The organism is Sphingobium sp. JS3065, from assembly GCF_026427355.1.
In the GTDB taxonomy this organism is placed as follows: domain Bacteria; phylum Pseudomonadota; class Alphaproteobacteria; order Sphingomonadales; family Sphingomonadaceae; genus Sphingobium.
Map to the genome: position 1 here is coordinate 1 of NZ_CP102664.1, position 15,580 is coordinate 15,580.

A 15,580-nucleotide genomic window follows, 5' to 3' on the forward strand; every position below is an offset into this window, starting at 1 on the left:
ATGAAGGATATTGCGGCAGTGATTGGAAGTTTGAGCGGTCTCGACACGCAGCAAAGCGCGCGCCTGGAGACTGCTTGGGCGACCATTCGCGCCGGCCTGCGCCGGGACATCGGCGCGCGCATGTTCGACCAGTGGCTGAAGGCCGCGCAACTGGGCGACTATTGCCCGGAATCGCAGACGCTCGACCTGCTGTTCGCCTCCGACTTCACGGCGAACTTCGTGTCGGGCCAGTTCGGTGACCGCCTGCGGATGGCGTGGCGCTGTGCGGGAGCCGGGGTGCGCGAACTGCGCCTGCTGCGTGCGCCCAATGCGGTTGGGCCGCGTGTTCTGGAATTGCACCAGGCCGACGAGCCTCTGGCTTCTGACATCGCCATTGCGGACGCCCAGGGCCCCGTTTCCAATTTTCAGCCGCGTCACGGCTTCGACGGGTTCGTGACGGGCGAGACCAATCACCTCGCCTTTTCGGCGGCGCAGGCCATGGCGGGCGAAGGCCAGCCGCGTTTCAGCCCTCTCTTCATCCATGGCGGCACCGGGCAGGGCAAGACGCACCTCCTTCACGCCATCGCCCGCCTGTTTTCGAGCCATTCGCCCTCGGCGCCGGTCCTCTATATGTCGGCCGAGCGGTTCATGATGGAATTCGTCAACGCGATGCGCGCCAACGAAACCATGATGTTCAAGGCGCGGCTGCGCGCGGCGCGGCTATTGCTGATCGACGACATCCAGTTCATCGCCGGCAAGGGATCGACGCAGGAGGAATTTCTGCACACGATCAACGACCTGATCGATTCGGGCGCGCGCATCGCCGTTACCGCAGACCGCGCGCCGCAGATGCTGGACGCGATCGACCCGCGCATCCTCTCGCGCCTAGCGGGCGGGCTGGTCGCGGATATCCGTCCGGCGGGGCTGGACCTGCGCCTCGCCATCCTGGAAGCGAAGCGCGCCATTGCAGGCGATCCGCCGGTGCCCGACGCGGTGGTGGATTTCCTGGCCCGCTCGATCCGTTCCAATGTCCGCGAACTGGAGGGCGCCTTCAACAAGCTGATCGCATATGGCCAGCTTACCGGCCGGTCGATCGACCTGGAGTTCGCGCAGACGATGCTGGCCGACGCGGTGCGCGCCAATGCCCGCCGGATCACCGTCGACGAAATCCAGAAGGCCTGCGCCGCGCATTACAAGATCGACGCGGCGGAGATGCGGTCCAAGCGCCGCGCGCGCGCGGTGGCGCGTCCCCGTCAGGTGGCGATGTATCTTGCCAAGAAGATGACGCCGCGCTCCCTTCCGGAAATCGGCCGCATCTTCGGCGGGCGGGACCACAGCACCGTCATCCACGCCGTCCGCACGATCGAGGGATTGCGGCAGAGCAATCCGGATATCGACGCCGACATCCGTGCCCTGCAGCGGCAGTTGGAAGGCTGACAGGGCAGCGGCTTTGGATTAGGCTTCGCGCCATGATCCGCCAGCTTGCTCTTTTCCTCGCCGCTTTTTTCTGCCTCGGTTCAGCCTTCGCGCAGACCGCCGCCGCTCCTACGTCCGCCGATGTGCGGGTCGCGCTGGAAACAGACGCCGGGCGCATATTGGTGGCCGTGCATCTCGACAAGGCGCCTGTCACCGCCGCCAATTTCCTGCGCTATGTCGACCAGAAGCGGCTGGACGGCACGCTATTCTATCGCGGCGTCGGCACGGGCGATTACGGTTTCGTGCAGGGCGGCGCGCAGAACGACCCCAAGCGCGTCCTGCCGCCGATCAAGCATGAGCCGACGAGCCAGACCGGCCTCACCCATGACGATGGCGCACTTTCCATGGCGCGCTATGCGCCGGGCAGCGCCACCGGGGACTTCTTCATCGTGCTGGGCAAGATGCCGGGCATGGACGCGCATCCGGAGGCGGCGGGCGACAATCAGGGCTTCGCGGTGTTCGCCCATGTGGTCGAAGGCCTGGATGTGGTGAAGGCGATCCTCGCCGCGCCCAAGTCGCCCACGGCTGGCGAGGGCGTGATGAGGGGCCAGATGCTGGAGCAGCCGGTGAAGATCCTGACGGCCCGCCGCACCCCCTGATCGGTGCGATGGGGTGGAGAGCGGACATCATTCCGTCATCCCAGCGAAAGCTGGGATCTCAGGCGATAGCACACGGCCTAGCTTCACGAGATCCCAGCTTTCGCTGGGATGACAATATTATCATCGTCAGCCATTGGCCAAAGCCCGCCCATTCCAAAAAAAGAAAACCCGGCGATCGTCGACCGCCGGGTCATTGGGGCAATGGCCGGGAGCCGCCCGTATGGAAAACCGTTCAGCCCTTCTTTTCAGGCGGCAGGGTGATCTTCACATTCTCCCCATTTTGGCCGGGGAAGCCGGTGAACATCGCATCGATCAGGTTCGGCACCAGATAGGTCAGCTTGTTCGACAGCGACTGCGCCTGCGCCTTGCCCTCGAACAGGCGGCGGTTGTCGGCGGCGCGGTCGATCTTCATGCTGAGGTCGCTGGTATAGACCGTATAGCTGCTGACGTCGTTATAGCCGCTGGGGCCGAACAGCCACGGATCATAGAAGCCATAGCCCCAGGGGCGGCCCCACCGCCCGCGCCAGCCCCATCCGCCGTAGAAGAAGGGGTCGGGCGCGCCGATGCCGGTCGAGCGCACCTTCTCCCGCCCATTGTCGACGCCGTAGGACACGCGCACGATCAGGTCGGCCCGCGCCGGATCGCTGGCCGCGACATAGCCGGTCTGGCTCAGCCGCTGGCCGACCAGATCGGCATAATGCGAAAATTCAAGACCACCGGCGAGACGCGGATCGTCCGCGACGATGGTGAAGCTTTGCCCGGCGGGCGCGGGGAGTTGCTGAAAGCGGGCGACATCCGCCTTGAAGCTGGTCGCACAGCCCGACAGCGCCACCAGCGCCAGAGCGGGCGCCGCGATCAGGCCGATCTTTTTGAAACGGGTCATTTTTCTGCGTCCTGTACCAGGCACTACGCCTGCCAAACATCTTGCGTCCTGCCATAGCAAAACGCAACTGAACATCATTTGAACGCGCGTAACGGGCGAACGGGCGCAAACCATGTCCTGCCATCCCTTACGACGGCGCGGGCAGCATTATTCCGTCACGGGAAGAAGAGGGGGCCGCTTTGGCGACCTCTCAGCGCATCAGCCCCATGGCGTCATAGGCTGCGCGCAACGTCGGCGCGGCGGCGGCGGACGCCTTGGCCGCGCCCTTTTCCAGGATCGCGTCGAGCGCCGCATCGTCCGTCCGCAATTCCATGAACCGCGACCGGATCGGGCGCAGCGTCTCCACCAGCAATTCGCCCAGCGCTGGCTTGAACGCGCCGAAGCCCTTGCCCGCGAACGCGGCGCAAACCGAATCGGCGCTGGCGCCCGCCAGCGTCGCGTAGATGCCGACCAGATTATTCGCCTCCGGACGCCCGGCCAGCCCCTCGGCGGTTTCGGGCAGCGGTTCGGGATCGGTCTTGGCCTTCTTCACCTTCTGCATGATCGCATCGTCATCGTCGGTCAGGTTGATGCGGCTCATGTCGGATGGGTCGGACTTGGACATTTTCGCCGTGCCGTCGCGGAAAGACATGATGCGCGCCGATTCCCTGGGGATGATCGGATCGGGCAGGGTGAACAGTTCCACGCCGAAATCGGTGTTGAACTTGGTTGCGATGTCGCGGGCCAGTTCCAGATGCTGCTTCTGGTCCTCGCCCACCGGCACATGGGTGGCGTTGTAGACGAGGATGTCGGCGGCCTGGAGCACCGGATAGACGAACAGGCCGATGGACGCGCCCTCGCGGTCCTTGCCGACCTTGTCCTTGAACTGCGTCATGCGATTGAGCCAGCCGATCCGCGCCGTGCCGTTCAACAGCCAGCAAAGCTCGGCATGGGCGGGCACCCGCGCCTGGTTGAAGAGGACGGATCGATCCGGATCGATCCCGGCGGCGACCAGAGCGGCGGCCATGTCGCGCACGTTGCGGATGCGTTGCTCGCGCCCCTCATGCACGGTGATGGAGTGCATGTCGGCCAGGAAGAAGAAGCACTGGCTGTCCGCATCCATCTCATCCTGCATCCGCACCCAGTTGCGGATCGCGCCCAGATAATTGCCCAGGTGCAGATTGCCGGTCGGCTGGATGCCGGAAAGGACGCGCATTCTTCTATCCGTTCTTTTCTTTGGTTGCACTTTTGCGGCGCATCAGCGCCTTGAGGTCGGACAGCCGATAGGCGCCCGTGACGAAGCAGGCCACCCCGTACAGCGCGATCCCCACGCCGACAAGCAGGGCGAGCGCGACATAGCGCTGCACCATAACCCCGCCGAGCCAGGGATCGAGCAACCCTTCGCCCGCATAAAGCGCCGCGCCCATGGCGACCGCCGCCACCGCGAGCCGGGGCAGGCGGCGCCTCAATTGCGCGTCGGCGGCGAAATGCCCGCGCTTCACCAGCGTCGAATAGAGCATCGCCACGTTCACGGTCGACGACAGCGCCGTCGCCAGCGGCGGCCCGACATGACCCATGCCCACCCGGCCGAGCAGCGGGATCAGCAGGAAATTGCCGATGATGTTGATCAGGATCGACAGCATCGCATAGCGCACCGGCGTCTTCGTATCGCCCCGCGCATAATAGCCGGGCGTCAGCACCTTCACGAGGACGTAGGAAGGCAGGCCGATGGAAAAGGCGGACAAGGCCCAGCCGCAACGCTGCGCATCCTCGACAGTGAAGCGGCCATATTGGAACAGCCCGCGCACGATCGGTTCGGCCACGGTGATGAAGGCGACGGTCGCTGGCAGCGTCAGGAACAGGGCCAGTTCGATGCCCCGGTTCTGCGTCTCCATGGCGACCTGCTCCTGCCCCGTCGACAGCAGGCGCGAAATGGTGGGCAGCAATATGGTGCCAAGGCCGATGCCGATCAGCCCCAGCGGCAACTGGTTCAGCCGGTCGGCATAATAGATATAGGTGATCGACCCCGAAGCGAGCAGCCAGCCCGACAGCGCTGTCGAGATCAGCAGGTTGATCTGCGCCGCGCCGGCCCCCGCCGCCGCCGGAACGATCAGGCGGAGCAGCTCCTTCACATCCGCGTCGAAACGCGGCCGCTTGAGCTTCATCGACACGCCCGCCCGGCGGCAGGCCCAGATCAGCCACAGCAGTTGCAGCGCGCCGCCCACGGTGACGGAAATCGCCTGCACCCGCGCCGTTTCATATTCATTGGCGCCGTGGAACAGCCACAGCCCTGCGATCATGGCGACGTTCAGCAATATCGGCGCGGCGGCATTCACCCAGAATTTGTCGAGCGAATTCAATATCCCGCCCAACAGGGAAGCCAGGCTGATCAACGCCAGATAGGGCAGGGTGATGCGCGAGAGCATGACCGCGAAGGCGAACTGCTCAGCCGTCGGGTTCTGCCGCGAAAAGCCGCCGGACAGCGCCCATGTGATCGGCCAGGCCGCCGCGATCAGCAGCGCGGTAAAGACCAGCAGCACCGGCAGCAACACGGCGAGCGCGCGTTCCGCGAAATGATAACCCTCCGCCATCCCGCCCGGTCCCGCCGCCTTGCGGTTGAACATCGGGATGAAGGCGGCGGAAAAGGCGCCCTCGGCAAAGAGGGCGCGGAACATGTTGGGCAGGCGGAAGGCGACGCCGTTGAAGGCGTCCGACGCGAAGCCCGCGCCGACATAGCGCGCCGCCAGCGAATCGCGCACCAGCGCCAGCACCCGACTGGCGAGCGTCAGCCCGCCGACGGAACCGAGCGCTTTGGCGAGTTTCATGCGCTCCGCCGCCGTTCGGGCTGAGCGAAGTCGAAGCCCTGCGCTGGGTGGAGCGAAGCGGCTTCGACCAGCTCAGCCATGCCCTTCGACAAGCTCAGGGCGGACGGGGTGAGAGCCATGGTTGCCCTCAGGCGTGACCGGCCGGTTCGCCAGCGGTCTGCGCCATCGCCTCGGCCTGCTGGACATAGAGGCCGCCGAAATCGATCGGATCGAGCAGCAGCGGCGGGAAGCCGCCGTCGCGGATCGCATCCGCCAGCACGCGGCGGGCGAAGGGGAAGATCAGGCGCGGCGCTTCGGCCAGCATGAAGGGCTGCATCTGGTCTTCCGGCACGTTGCGCATGCCGAAGATGGCCGCATAGACCAGCTCGACGGCAAAGGCGGTGCCCTGCGGCGCGGTCGCCTTGACCTCGACCTTCAGCGAAACCTCTACCACTTCCTCGCCCACCTTGTCGGCGCCGATGTTGAACTGCACGTCGATCTGCGGCTGGTCCTGCCATTGGTAGACGGCGGGCGCGTTCGGGTTTTCGAACGACAGATCCTTCACATATTGGCTGATCAGCGCGATCTGCGGGCCGGTGTCGGCGCCATTGCCGGTGGTCTGAATGCTGTCGGCTTCCTCGGCCATCTCATTTCCCTGGTTTTTAAGGTTCGTCCGGTGGGCATAATGCCCGCGCTTGTTGATCCGGGCGCTTAGCAGGGGCGGCAGGGCGGAGCAATGCGCCACATGAAAAGCGGCCATTTGAATATGCGGGGAAACATGCTTATGTTGGTTGCGTTACAGTTATTCAGATTCAGTCCAAAGGGTGCCTGACCCCGTGTATGTGATTGTCATCCTCGCCATGATCGCCGGTTTTCTGGCGCTGCGGCTCTATTCCGTGCTCGGCAAGCGGACCGGGCATGAGCAGGAGCCTGCCCTGCGCCCGGCGGAGGAGCGTGCCAAGGTGACGATCGTGCAGCCCCGCCCGGTTACGGGCATGGCGGGTGATTCGGTGCGCCTGGCCGATGGCCTGATCGCGCCCGGCGGCGAGGCGGGCGTGCGCGCCTTGATCGCGGCGGACCGCAATTTCGACGTGCCGCAGTTCGTGGAAGGCGCCAAGTCGGCCTACAAGATGGTGCTGGAAGCCTTTTGGCGGGGCGACCGGCAGGAACTGGAATGGCTGTGCGACACGGACGTTCTGGCCTCCTTCGAGGAAGCGATCGCCGCCCGCGAGGCAGAGGGTCATATTCTCGACAACCGTCTGGTCCGCATCGAAAAGGTGCAGATCGTCGATGCCGGCGTCACTGGCCGCATGGCGGAGATTTCGCTGCGGTTCGAGGCGGATATCGCCGCCGTCACCCGTGACAAGGACGGCCATGTCGTCGCCGGTTCGCTGACCGATGCGGTCGGCACCAACGACATCTGGACCTTCACGCGCGATCTGCGCAGCACCGACCCCAACTGGAAGCTCAGCGAGACCGACGAGGCGGCATGAGCCTTCGTCAGTCGGGGTGGGCGCTGGCCGCGGCGTTGCTGCTGTCCGCCTGTGCCGGGGGCGTGATTCCGCCCGGCGCCAGTGGCCCCGCGCCAGCGCGTCCGCCCCGTGGGGGAGGGGAGACGGCGACCCGTCCCGTCGCTTCCACGCCCCGGCCCACCTTGCCGGTGACGCCCCCGGCGGCGACGCCCGCCGATACGGCCAATGCGGCCAATGCAGGCATCACGCGCGGACCCGATATCGCCGATCTCATCCCGCCGGGTGAGCGCTCGCGCAAGGCGCTCCAGGCCTTCCGCCTGTCCTGCCCCTCGCTGATGAAGCGGAACGACCAGAGCGGGCTGACGCGGGGAACGGACTGGAACAGCGCCTGCGCCGCCGCCTCCAGCTGGCCCGAAGCATCGGCCAATGAATTTTTCTCCCGCTTTTTCGAAGCGGTGCAGGTGGGTGAGGGCAAGGCCTTCGTCACTGGCTATTATGAGCCGGAGATTGCCGGGTCACGCATCCGCCAGCCCGGCTATCAGGTGCCGATCTACCGCCGCCCGCCCCATCTGATCGACGTCAATCTCGGCCTGTTCAGCGACAGCCTGAAGGGCAAGACCATCCGGGGCAAGGTCGACGGCAGCAATTTCGTCCCCTTCGACGAACGGTCGCAGATCGTGGGCGGATCGCTGGCGGGCAGGGGGCTGGAACTGGCCTGGGCCGCCGATCCGGTCGAATTCTTCTTCCTCCAGGTGCAGGGCAGCGGACGGCTGCTGCTGCCCGACGGCGGCGTGATGCGCATCGGCTATGACGGGCAGAATGGCCGCGACTATACCGGCATCGGCAAGCTGATGAAGGATCGCGGCCTGATCCAGGCCGGATCGATGCAGGACATCATGGCCTGGCTGCGCGCCAACCCTGCCGAGGGCGCGGCGATCATGGATGAGAATAAAAGCTTCGTCTTCTTCCGGGAACTGACCGGCGCCGGTCCCCTGGGCGCGATGGGCGTGCCCGTCACGCCGGAGGCGACGGTGGCGGCCGATCCCAAATATGTGCCGCTGGGCGCGCCGGTCCTCCTGTCGCTCGACCGGGCCGAACCCGACGGCATCTGGATCGCGCAGGATACCGGCGGCGCGATCAAGGGCGCCAACCGCTTCGACAGTTTCTGGGGCGCGGGCAGCGATGCGCGCGGCATAGCGGGCGGCATGGCGGCGCGGGGCAGCGCCCTCATCCTGCTGCCGCTGGGGTCGGCGGCGCGGCTCGGCCAGAATTGACGCCATGCTGCGATGGGCCGGCGCAATCTCTCCTCTGACGAACAGGCGCTCTGGACGGCGCTGACCCGGTCGGTAAGGCCGCTGCGCCCCGGTGCGCGGACGCCTGCCCTGCCGGTGGCGCCGGTCAAGGCGACGGACGTAACAAGGTTAACGCTTCCTCCGGTTCAGACCGTTGCCGCACCGCCGCCGCGCACCCCGGCGGCCATTCTCGATTCCGGCTGGGAACGCCGAATCCGTAGCGGAAATCTGATGCCCGACATGACCATAGACCTGCATGGCCATAGCCTGGCGGCGGCTCATGCCCGCCTTAACCAGGCGCTGGCCGCGGCCTGGGCCAGGGACGCGCGCGTCATGCTGGTGGTCACCGGAAAGCCGCCGAAAACAGCGTCTGTCGGCGCATCGCGCCGCGGCGCCATCCGCGCCGAGATCGGGCATTGGCTGGAAACCGGCAGCTATGCCGACCGCATCGCCAGCGTGCGGATCGCGCATCCGCGCCATGGCGGCGACGGCGCGATTTATGTCATATTGCGACGCAAGAAATAGACATTTTTCGACCGACATACTGACTATTTCTTAACCACTGTGCTTCATATCCGGCTGATCTGGTCCAGGGTCGGGCCACAGGGCAGGAGGCAGATGCAGGGCGTGACATTGACGAGCCGCGCCACTGCCTTCGCCTGTGCCGCCGGGGCGCTGGTGTTCATCCTGTCGCTGGTGCTGAACCAGGGGCAGGCGACGGATGTCGACGGCATCGGCCGATCCCTGATCATCGCCATCCTGTGCGGGACGCTGAGTTGGGCCTGCGCCCGCCAGGCCGTGACGACCACCGCCAGCGCCATAGACGGGGCGACCGAACGGTTGCTGGCGGCGGCGCATGGCGATCTGCATTCCGCCGTGCCTGCCGATGTCGGCCAGGAATTGCCCGACCTGTCCGTGGCGATGGAAAGCCTGTTCAGCCAGGTGCGGACCAATCTGGATCATGTCCAGGAACTGGCCCTGTTCGACCCGGTGACGGGCCTTGCCAACCGAGCCAATTTTTGCCGCCAGGTCGAACGGATGCTGGCGGAGCGCAGCGAGGAGGGGCTGGCCGCCCTGTTCTTCATCGACCTGGACGGGTTCAAGAGCGTCAACGACACGCTGGGCCATGCGGCGGGCGACCAGTTGCTGGCGCGGGTCGCCGGGCGCCTGCGCGAAGTGGCCATGGCCCAGGCCAGCGCGGGCGTGGGCGATTGCCTGATCGGCCGTCTGGCGGGCGATGAATTCACCCTGTTCGTGCCCGCCATGCCCGATCTGGACACCGCCTGCCGGATCGCCCGCGCCATTCAGTTCGCGTTGGGCGAACGCTTTGATCTCGGCAGCCAGCATGTCGACCTGGGCGCGTCGATCGGCATCGCCTGCTATCCCGAACATGGCGACACGCTGTCCGCCCTGCTGCGCTCCGCCGACATCGCCATGTACCATGCCAAGCATAAGGGCCGGAACCGGGCGGAGATGTTCACCGCCGAACTGGCGCTGGAAGCCGCCGACCGCGCAGAGCTGGAACGCGACCTGCTGCTAGGCCTGCAAAGGGACGAATTCCTGCTGGAATTCCAGCCGCAGATAGAGATCGTCAGCGGCCGGGCGATCGGCGTAGAGGCGCTGGTCCGCTGGGCGCATCCGGAACGGGATCTGGTCATGCCCGCCTCCTTCGTGCCCGTGGCGGAGGAAAGCGGCGCGATCGTGGCGCTGGGCGACTGGGTGATGGGCCGGGTGTGCGAAACGGCGGCGCGCTGGGCGCGGGCCGGGGTGATCCAGCGGATCGCGGTCAACATCTCCTCGCGCGAACTGGCGCAATCGGATTTCTTCCTGCGGCTCCGCCATGCCATGGATGCGCACCAGACGCCTGCGTTCATGCTGGAACTGGAAATCACCGAATCGCTGGCGATGGATATGAAGCCGCCGACGCTGGACCAGTTGAGCGCCCTCCGGCGCGATGGCGTGCGCGTCGCCATAGACGATTTCGGCACGGGCTATTCCAACCTGTCGCGCTTGCGGGAATTGCCCGTCGACCGGGTGAAGATTGACCGTTCGCTGGTCCGCGACATCGCCGTTTCCGCCGAAGCGCGCACCATTTGCAGCGCGGTCGTCGGGCTGATCCAGGGTCTGGGCATGGAAGTCGTGGTCGAGGGTGTGGAGACCGAGGCGCAGATGGACATGCTGCGCGTGATCGGCTGCACCCTGTTCCAGGGCTATCATCTGGCGCGGCCGACGGGGGAGGCGGATTATCTCGCCCGCTTCGCCGTGCCCGCACCGTTGATCAGGCATCGCTCCGTCTGAAGCGGGTGTCCTAACCGGCCCCTAACCCGCCAAGGCCCGCACCGTCACCAGCCGGTAAATCTCCGTCAGATCCTTGAGGTCGTCCAGCGCGACCGCTTCGTCCAGCTTGTGCATGGTCGCGTTGTTCAGGCCGAATTCCACCACCGGACAGAGGCGCGAAAGGAAACGCGCGTCGGACGTGCCGCCGGTGGTCGACAGTTCCGCCTCCAACCCCGTCACCTCGCGGATCGCGCCCGCGACCAGGCCCGACAGCATGCCCGGCTCCGTCAGGAAAGGTTCGCCGCTGATCTTCGCTTCCACCGCGCCGCCCTCGGCCGCGGCGATGGCGGTGATGCGGTCGACCAGTTCCGCGCCGCTATGCTGATTGTTGAAGCGGATAGAGATGCGGGCCTGCGCGGCGGCGGGGATGACGTTGGTGGTGGGGTTGCCGACGTCCAGATTGGTGATCTCTATATTGCTGGCCTGGAACCAGTCATTGCCTTCATCCAGCAGGATGGCGTCGATGGCGGACAGGATGCGGATCAGGCGCGGTATCGGATTGTCGGCCAGATGCGGATAGGCGACATGGCCCTGCACCCCATCGACGCTGATCCACATGTTGACCGACCCCCGCCGGCCGATCTTGATGACGTCGCCCAGCCGCTGCGAAGAGGTAGGCTCGCCCACCAGGCAGAGGTCCGGGCGCAGGCCATGGGCGGCCATGCGGTCCATCAGGGCCAGCGTGCCGTGAACCGCCGCGCCTTCCTCATCCCCCGTGACGATCAGGCTGATCGTGCCGGGCAGGTCGTCGGGCAGGCCGTGCAGCGCGGCGACATAGGCGGCGATGGCGCCCTTCATGTCGACGGCGCCCCGTCCGTAGAGCAGTTCGCCGCGCACCTCCGGCGTGAAGGGGTCGCTGGCCCAGCCATTGCCTGGCGGCACCACGTCCAGATGGCCGGCGAAGGCGAAATGCGGGCCGGGACCGGTCGTCCGCCAGGCCAGCAGATTTTCCACCGGGCCGTCGGGCGCGTCACCGGTCACGAAGCGGTCGACCGTGAAGCCCAGCGGCTTCAACATGGCCTCAAGCACCGCGAAGACCTCCCCCGTGGCGGGGGTCACGGACGGGCAGGCGATCAGTTTTTCGGCTATGCCGATCGGGTCGGCATCGGTGCTGGCTATGGTCATCGCTTTGCGTTAGCGAATGGAAGGCTCCTTTGCCAGCAGGAGGACATGTCTTGCCCAAGATCGACCTTGCGGCCATCCAGCAAACCAACCGCACTGGCTATCGCCGCAAGGATGGGAGCAGCTTTTGAAGCTTGATCGCCGGGCGTTGATGGGTGTGCTGGGCGCGGCGATGGCCGCTCCGGGGGCTTGGGCGGCTTCTCCCGCCGGGGTGGTGAAGCCGCCCCGGTTGCGGCCAGGAGACATTGTGGGGCTGATCGAACCGGCGGGCTTTACCGACGATGCCTTCGACCTCGATCTGGTGAAGGAAACGATCGTCGCCATGGGGCTGGTGCCCCGGCCCGGCAGGCATCTGGCGGAGCGCTACGGCTATCTGGCCGGGACGGATGCCGACCGGGCGGCGGACATCAATGCGATGTTCGCCGATCCGCAGGTGCGGGCCGTGTTCGCCGTTCGGGGCGGGTGGGGCTGCGCGCGGGTGCTGCCCTTTCTGGATTTCGCGAAGATCAGGGCCAATCCCAAGCTGCTGATCGGCTTTTCCGACATCACCGCGCTGCATCTGGCCTTCGCGGCGCGGGCCGGGTTCGTCACCATCCATGGGCCGAACGCCGCCAGCAGTTGGCCGCGCTTTTCCTGGGACGCCTTTCGCGCCGTGGCCTTCGACGGGGCGACGCCGATGCTCGCCAATCCGCAGGGGCAGGAGGACCGGTTGGTCCAGCGGATCGGAAGCATTCGCACCTTTAAGGGCGGCAAGGCGAGCGGGCGGCTGCTGGGCGGGAACCTGACCGTGCTCTCGACGCTGATGGGCACGCCCTGGGTACCGGATTTCGACGGGGCGATCCTGTTCATCGAGGATGTGAGCGAGCAGCCCTATCGGATCGACCGGATGCTGACGCAGCTTTCGCTGGCCGGGGTGCTCGGCAAGGTGGCGGGCGTGGTGTTCGGCCAGTGCAGCGATTGCGGGCCGAGCGGGGCTTCCTATGGCGGGTTCACGCTGCCGGAGGTGTTGCAGCAGCATCTTGGCAAGCTGGGCGTGCCCGCTTTCCAGGGCGCGCTGATCGGGCATGTGGGCAGCCAGTTCAGCCTGCCGGTCGGCTGCCGGGCGGAGATCGACGCCGATGCAGGGACGATCCGGCTGCTGGAGGCCGCAGTGCTTTAGCCGACCGCCAGCGGCTCAATCCTTGTCATCGGCGGGACGGACATAGGCGCCGCGGCCGTCGGGCGGGACCAGCGACTTGTCCCTGATCGTCAGGGTCAGCGTCTTGAAACCGGGTTGGGGCACGTCCTTCGTCGCTTCCGCGGTGAGCAGGACGGCGCCGTCCTGCTCCGTCCATTTGCCCTCCGCGAACAGGTCCAGCGCGCCATAGACCAGATACCATTGAAACCGGCCGTCCGGGTGGAGCATCAGTTCGGAGCCGGTTTCCATCACGCCGCGCAGATAATAATGACCCGTGCGTTCAGGAGCCTGCGCCCATGCAGGCTGGATGAGGAAGGCCGCGAGGGGAAGGAGGGCGCGCATCCGGCCGTCATATCGCGGGATGGCGCGGGTGAACAGGCTTGCCGGGCGCGGGCCGTGACCGACGCGATGGCAGGCCGCACCCGTACTTTTCGCGCGAAAATAGGGTCTCGCTTCCCGCTGAATGTCCCAGATCCCGTTCCGGGATCGCTATCCCGCCTATTTTTCACGCTTTTTTAAGGATTTCGGTCCGGTGTCATCTTGCCGAATCATGCGAAATCGCGCACATTATCGAAGGATCGCCCGCATTTAGACTCGACGGGTGTCAAGGTGGGGAAATGCGATGAGCGGTACGGGGACTCTGACGCGTGCGGATCTAGCGGAGAGCGTGAACCGCCATATTGGCCTGTCGCGGGCGGAAGCGGCAACATTGATCGAATCCATATTGGAGCATATGTCCGCCGCGCTCGAACGCGGGGAAAATGTGAAGATCTCCAGCTTCGGCACTTTCGTCCTGCGGGACAAGACGCAGCGCATGGGCCGTAACCCGAAGACGGGCGTCGAAGTGCCGATCGAACCGCGCCGGGTGCTGACCTTCCGCGCCAGCCAGACGATGCGGGATCGCGTCGCCTCGGCGTGAAGCGCGGGAATCGCCAAAACAGCCATTTTCCCTAAGGTTGACCTTGGCGCCGCTAAGGGTGCAACATCATGACCATGGAAAAGGCAGAAGGCGCATTTCTGACGATCAGTGAGCTGGCGAGCGAACTCGATCTACCGCAGCACATATTGCGCTATTGGGAGACACGCTTCACCCAGTTGCGCCCGCTCCAGCGGTCGGGCAATCGCCGCTATTACCGGCCCGCCGACGTGGCGCTGGTGCGGCGGATCAACCATCTGCTGAATGTCGAGGGGTTCACGGTGCGGGGCGCGCAAAAGGCTCTGGCCGATGGCGGTCCGCCGGTCCTGTCCGCGCCAGCACCGGCGAAGAATGGCGAAGCTGGCTCCAGCGCCGATCTGCTCCCCCGGCTGGAGGCCATTCGCGCCGCGCTGGCCAAGGCGATCGGGGAATGAGCGTCGGTTCGGATCACCCGACCGACGCAGCGTAGATCAAGTCCCGAAACGGCGCGTCCCCCACCATGAAGACCGTCTCGCCCATTTCGGCGAAACCGTGCCGTGCATAGAATCGCCGCGCGCCCTCATTGGCCTCATAGACCGCGAGCAGCAGGCGCTTCGCCCCACGCCGCCGGGCTTCCTCCATCACCAGGGTCAGCAAGGCCGCGCCGTTGCCGCCGCCCTGCCAGCCGGAAAGCAGATAGATGCGCTTGAGTTCCAGATCGCCGTCCCGCCGCTCGACCGGTAGGGCAGGCGGCGTCAGCAGCGCATAGCCCACCGGCGCGCCCAGCGGCGTTTCCCCGATCAGCACCGTCTGGTCCGGATCGGCCAGCACCGCGGCGTAAAAATCCTCCCCATGCGCATTGCGGACATGCGCGATCAGCGCGTCGCCGGGATGATCATGGGCAAAGCTGGCCAAAAAGGTCGCGCCGCCCAGCAGCGAAAGCGCCGCCGCATCCCGGCCCTCCGCATGCCGCCAGAGGATGGGCGTCATCGCCGGTTCAGTGCGAGCCCGGCCCCAGGGCGGGGTCCAGATCGCGGGGGCGCGTGAAGTTGGCAAGGGTGGCGATATTGGGCTTCACCTCGCTCCAATGATCGATCGGCAGGTCCAGGACGGCGACCGACGCGGTCGGGAATTTCACCTCCACATCCTCGCGCAACGGACTGGCGCCGTCGTCGGGGACCAGGTCGAGGACCAGTTCCTCCAGCCCCGGATTATGCCCCGACATCAGCACGCTGTCGGCGCTGTCGGGCAAATCGCGGATCACGTCGAACAGGGTCGGCGTGGAGGCCAGATAGATGCGCCGGTCCCAATGCGGATCGACCACCTCGCCATAGCCGGTGAAAAAGACGTTGAGCGTCTCCACCACCCGTACCGCAGGGGAAGCGACCACCATGTCGAAGCGTATGTCCTTGGCCCTGGCGAATTCGCCCATGACCATCGCCGCCTTTTCGCCGCGACGGTTCAGTGGCCGGTCGAAATCCCGCGCAACCGGATCGTCCCAATCGGACTTGGCGTGACGGAACAGGATCAACCGCTTCATTTTTGCTCCAGGCCCAAAGTGGTTT

At 65.9% G+C, this 15,580-nt stretch carries 18 protein-coding genes; 9 read left to right on the forward strand and 9 right to left on the reverse strand.

Annotated features, from left to right (window positions below; translation table 11 throughout):
- Together dnaA and NUH86_RS00010 are read left to right on the forward strand one after the other, a co-directional pair.
- A complete protein-coding gene (gene dnaA, locus NUH86_RS00005) occupies positions 1-1,416 on the forward strand; it encodes a chromosomal replication initiator protein DnaA (protein ID WP_267250676.1) in 1,416 nt (471 codons plus the stop codon).
- Between the two features lie 32 nt (positions 1,417-1,448).
- The gene (locus NUH86_RS00010) at positions 1,449-2,054 is read left to right on the forward strand and encodes a peptidylprolyl isomerase (RefSeq protein WP_267250677.1); all 606 of its coding nucleotides are present in this window, start codon (positions 1,449-1,451) and stop codon (positions 2,052-2,054) included.
- 232 nt (positions 2,055-2,286) lie between these two features.
- Here NUH86_RS00010 and NUH86_RS00015 read toward each other — a convergent pair whose 3' ends face one another.
- The 5 genes from NUH86_RS00015 to secB all read right to left on the reverse strand — a co-directional run bounded on the left by NUH86_RS00015 (position 2,287) and on the right by secB (position 6,366).
- The gene (locus NUH86_RS00015) at positions 2,287-2,937 is read right to left on the reverse strand and encodes a DUF4136 domain-containing protein (RefSeq protein WP_267250678.1); all 651 of its coding nucleotides are present in this window, start codon (positions 2,935-2,937) and stop codon (positions 2,287-2,289) included.
- Between the two features lie 190 nt (positions 2,938-3,127).
- Complete coding sequence (gene trpS / locus NUH86_RS00020) at positions 3,128-4,132, reverse strand: tryptophan--tRNA ligase (protein WP_267250679.1); 1,005 nt, start codon at positions 4,130-4,132, stop codon at positions 3,128-3,130.
- A 4-nt stretch (positions 4,133-4,136) separates the two neighbouring features.
- Positions 4,137-5,741 carry a murein biosynthesis integral membrane protein MurJ gene (gene murJ, locus NUH86_RS00025; protein ID WP_267250680.1) on the reverse strand — a complete coding sequence of 535 codons (1,605 nt, stop codon included), beginning with the start codon at positions 5,739-5,741 and terminating at the stop codon, positions 4,137-4,139.
- Complete coding sequence (locus NUH86_RS00030) at positions 5,738-5,860, reverse strand: hypothetical protein (RefSeq protein WP_267250681.1); 123 nt, start codon at positions 5,858-5,860, stop codon at positions 5,738-5,740. Before NUH86_RS00030 ends, murJ begins: the two co-directional genes overlap by 4 nt.
- An 8-nt stretch (positions 5,861-5,868) precedes the next feature.
- The gene (secB, locus tag NUH86_RS00035) at positions 5,869-6,366 is read right to left on the reverse strand and encodes a protein-export chaperone SecB (protein ID WP_267250682.1); all 498 of its coding nucleotides are present in this window, start codon (positions 6,364-6,366) and stop codon (positions 5,869-5,871) included.
- Between the two features lie 190 nt (positions 6,367-6,556).
- Here secB and NUH86_RS00040 point away from each other — a divergent pair, with 190 nt between their 5' ends.
- The 4 genes from NUH86_RS00040 to NUH86_RS00055 all read left to right on the forward strand — a co-directional run bounded on the left by NUH86_RS00040 (position 6,557) and on the right by NUH86_RS00055 (position 10,782).
- Complete coding sequence (locus NUH86_RS00040; RefSeq protein WP_267252176.1) at positions 6,557-7,213, forward strand: Tim44/TimA family putative adaptor protein; 657 nt, start codon at positions 6,557-6,559, stop codon at positions 7,211-7,213.
- The gene (locus NUH86_RS00045) at positions 7,210-8,466 is read left to right on the forward strand and encodes a murein transglycosylase A (RefSeq protein WP_267250683.1); all 1,257 of its coding nucleotides are present in this window, start codon (positions 7,210-7,212) and stop codon (positions 8,464-8,466) included. Before NUH86_RS00040 ends, NUH86_RS00045 begins: the two co-directional genes overlap by 4 nt.
- A gap of 12 nt (positions 8,467-8,478) precedes the next feature.
- Entirely contained in the window at positions 8,479-9,009 is a 531-nt protein-coding gene (locus NUH86_RS00050; RefSeq protein WP_267250684.1) for a Smr/MutS family protein, read from the forward strand.
- Positions 9,010-9,102: 93 nt separating this feature from the next.
- Positions 9,103-10,782, forward strand: a complete 1,680-nt coding sequence (locus NUH86_RS00055; protein WP_267250685.1) for a putative bifunctional diguanylate cyclase/phosphodiesterase — start codon at positions 9,103-9,105, stop codon at positions 10,780-10,782.
- A gap of 21 nt (positions 10,783-10,803) precedes the next feature.
- On the opposite strand, the gene dapE is transcribed toward NUH86_RS00055, so the two are convergent.
- Entirely contained in the window at positions 10,804-11,946 is a 1,143-nt protein-coding gene (gene dapE, locus NUH86_RS00060; protein ID WP_267250686.1) for a succinyl-diaminopimelate desuccinylase, read from the reverse strand.
- 148 nt (positions 11,947-12,094) lie between these two features.
- Here dapE and NUH86_RS00065 point away from each other — a divergent pair, with 148 nt between their 5' ends.
- Complete coding sequence (locus NUH86_RS00065; RefSeq protein WP_267252177.1) at positions 12,095-13,102, forward strand: S66 peptidase family protein; 1,008 nt, start codon at positions 12,095-12,097, stop codon at positions 13,100-13,102.
- A 15-nt stretch (positions 13,103-13,117) separates the two neighbouring features.
- On the opposite strand, the gene NUH86_RS00070 is transcribed toward NUH86_RS00065, so the two are convergent.
- Complete coding sequence (locus tag NUH86_RS00070; RefSeq protein WP_267250687.1) at positions 13,118-13,462, reverse strand: hypothetical protein; 345 nt, start codon at positions 13,460-13,462, stop codon at positions 13,118-13,120.
- Between the two features lie 280 nt (positions 13,463-13,742).
- On the opposite strand from NUH86_RS00070, the gene ihfA reads away from it, so the two are divergent.
- Together ihfA and NUH86_RS00080 are read left to right on the forward strand one after the other, a co-directional pair.
- Positions 13,743-14,039 carry an integration host factor subunit alpha gene (ihfA, locus tag NUH86_RS00075; protein WP_013845991.1) on the forward strand — a complete coding sequence of 99 codons (297 nt, stop codon included), beginning with the start codon at positions 13,743-13,745 and terminating at the stop codon, positions 14,037-14,039.
- 74 nt (positions 14,040-14,113) lie between these two features.
- Positions 14,114-14,470 (forward strand): MerR family transcriptional regulator, encoded by a 357-nt coding sequence (locus tag NUH86_RS00080; protein WP_267252178.1) that lies wholly within the window; start codon positions 14,114-14,116, stop codon positions 14,468-14,470.
- Positions 14,471-14,483: 13 nt separating this feature from the next.
- Here the strand turns inward: NUH86_RS00080 and NUH86_RS00085 are convergent, their stop codons facing one another.
- The gene (locus NUH86_RS00085) at positions 14,484-15,005 is read right to left on the reverse strand and encodes a GNAT family N-acetyltransferase (protein WP_267250688.1); all 522 of its coding nucleotides are present in this window, start codon (positions 15,003-15,005) and stop codon (positions 14,484-14,486) included.
- Between the two features lie 7 nt (positions 15,006-15,012).
- Positions 15,013-15,555 carry a SixA phosphatase family protein gene (locus tag NUH86_RS00090; protein WP_267250689.1) on the reverse strand — a complete coding sequence of 181 codons (543 nt, stop codon included), beginning with the start codon at positions 15,553-15,555 and terminating at the stop codon, positions 15,013-15,015.
- Between the last annotated feature and the right edge of the window lie 25 nt (positions 15,556-15,580).

Excerpts from the sequence above, each read along its gene's own strand:
- dnaA (WP_267250676.1), top strand. The coding sequence starts at position 1 with ATGAAGGATATTGCGGCAGTGATTGGAAGTTTGAGCGGTCTCGACACG.
- NUH86_RS00010 (WP_267250677.1), top strand. The coding sequence starts at position 1,449 with ATGATCCGCCAGCTTGCTCTTTTCCTCGCCGCTTTTTTCTGCCTCGGT.
- NUH86_RS00015 (WP_267250678.1), bottom strand. The coding sequence starts at position 2,937 with ATGACCCGTTTCAAAAAGATCGGCCTGATCGCGGCGCCCGCTCTGGCG.
- trpS (WP_267250679.1), bottom strand. The coding sequence starts at position 4,132 with ATGCGCGTCCTTTCCGGCATCCAGCCGACCGGCAATCTGCACCTGGGC.
- murJ (WP_267250680.1), bottom strand. The coding sequence starts at position 5,741 with ATGAAACTCGCCAAAGCGCTCGGTTCCGTCGGCGGGCTGACGCTCGCC.
- NUH86_RS00030 (WP_267250681.1), bottom strand. The coding sequence starts at position 5,860 with ATGGCTCTCACCCCGTCCGCCCTGAGCTTGTCGAAGGGCATGGCTGAG.
- secB (WP_267250682.1), bottom strand. The coding sequence starts at position 6,366 with ATGGCCGAGGAAGCCGACAGCATTCAGACCACCGGCAATGGCGCCGAC.
- NUH86_RS00045 (WP_267250683.1), top strand. The coding sequence starts at position 7,210 with ATGAGCCTTCGTCAGTCGGGGTGGGCGCTGGCCGCGGCGTTGCTGCTG.
- NUH86_RS00050 (WP_267250684.1), top strand. The coding sequence starts at position 8,479 with ATGGGCCGGCGCAATCTCTCCTCTGACGAACAGGCGCTCTGGACGGCG.
- NUH86_RS00055 (WP_267250685.1), top strand. The coding sequence starts at position 9,103 with ATGCAGGGCGTGACATTGACGAGCCGCGCCACTGCCTTCGCCTGTGCC.
- dapE (WP_267250686.1), bottom strand. The coding sequence starts at position 11,946 with ATGACCATAGCCAGCACCGATGCCGACCCGATCGGCATAGCCGAAAAA.
- NUH86_RS00065 (WP_267252177.1), top strand. The coding sequence starts at position 12,095 with ATGGGTGTGCTGGGCGCGGCGATGGCCGCTCCGGGGGCTTGGGCGGCT.
- NUH86_RS00070 (WP_267250687.1), bottom strand. The coding sequence starts at position 13,462 with ATGCGCGCCCTCCTTCCCCTCGCGGCCTTCCTCATCCAGCCTGCATGG.
- ihfA (WP_013845991.1), top strand. The coding sequence starts at position 13,743 with ATGAGCGGTACGGGGACTCTGACGCGTGCGGATCTAGCGGAGAGCGTG.
- NUH86_RS00080 (WP_267252178.1), top strand. The coding sequence starts at position 14,114 with ATGGAAAAGGCAGAAGGCGCATTTCTGACGATCAGTGAGCTGGCGAGC.
- NUH86_RS00085 (WP_267250688.1), bottom strand. The coding sequence starts at position 15,005 with ATGACGCCCATCCTCTGGCGGCATGCGGAGGGCCGGGATGCGGCGGCG.
- NUH86_RS00090 (WP_267250689.1), bottom strand. The coding sequence starts at position 15,555 with ATGAAGCGGTTGATCCTGTTCCGTCACGCCAAGTCCGATTGGGACGAT.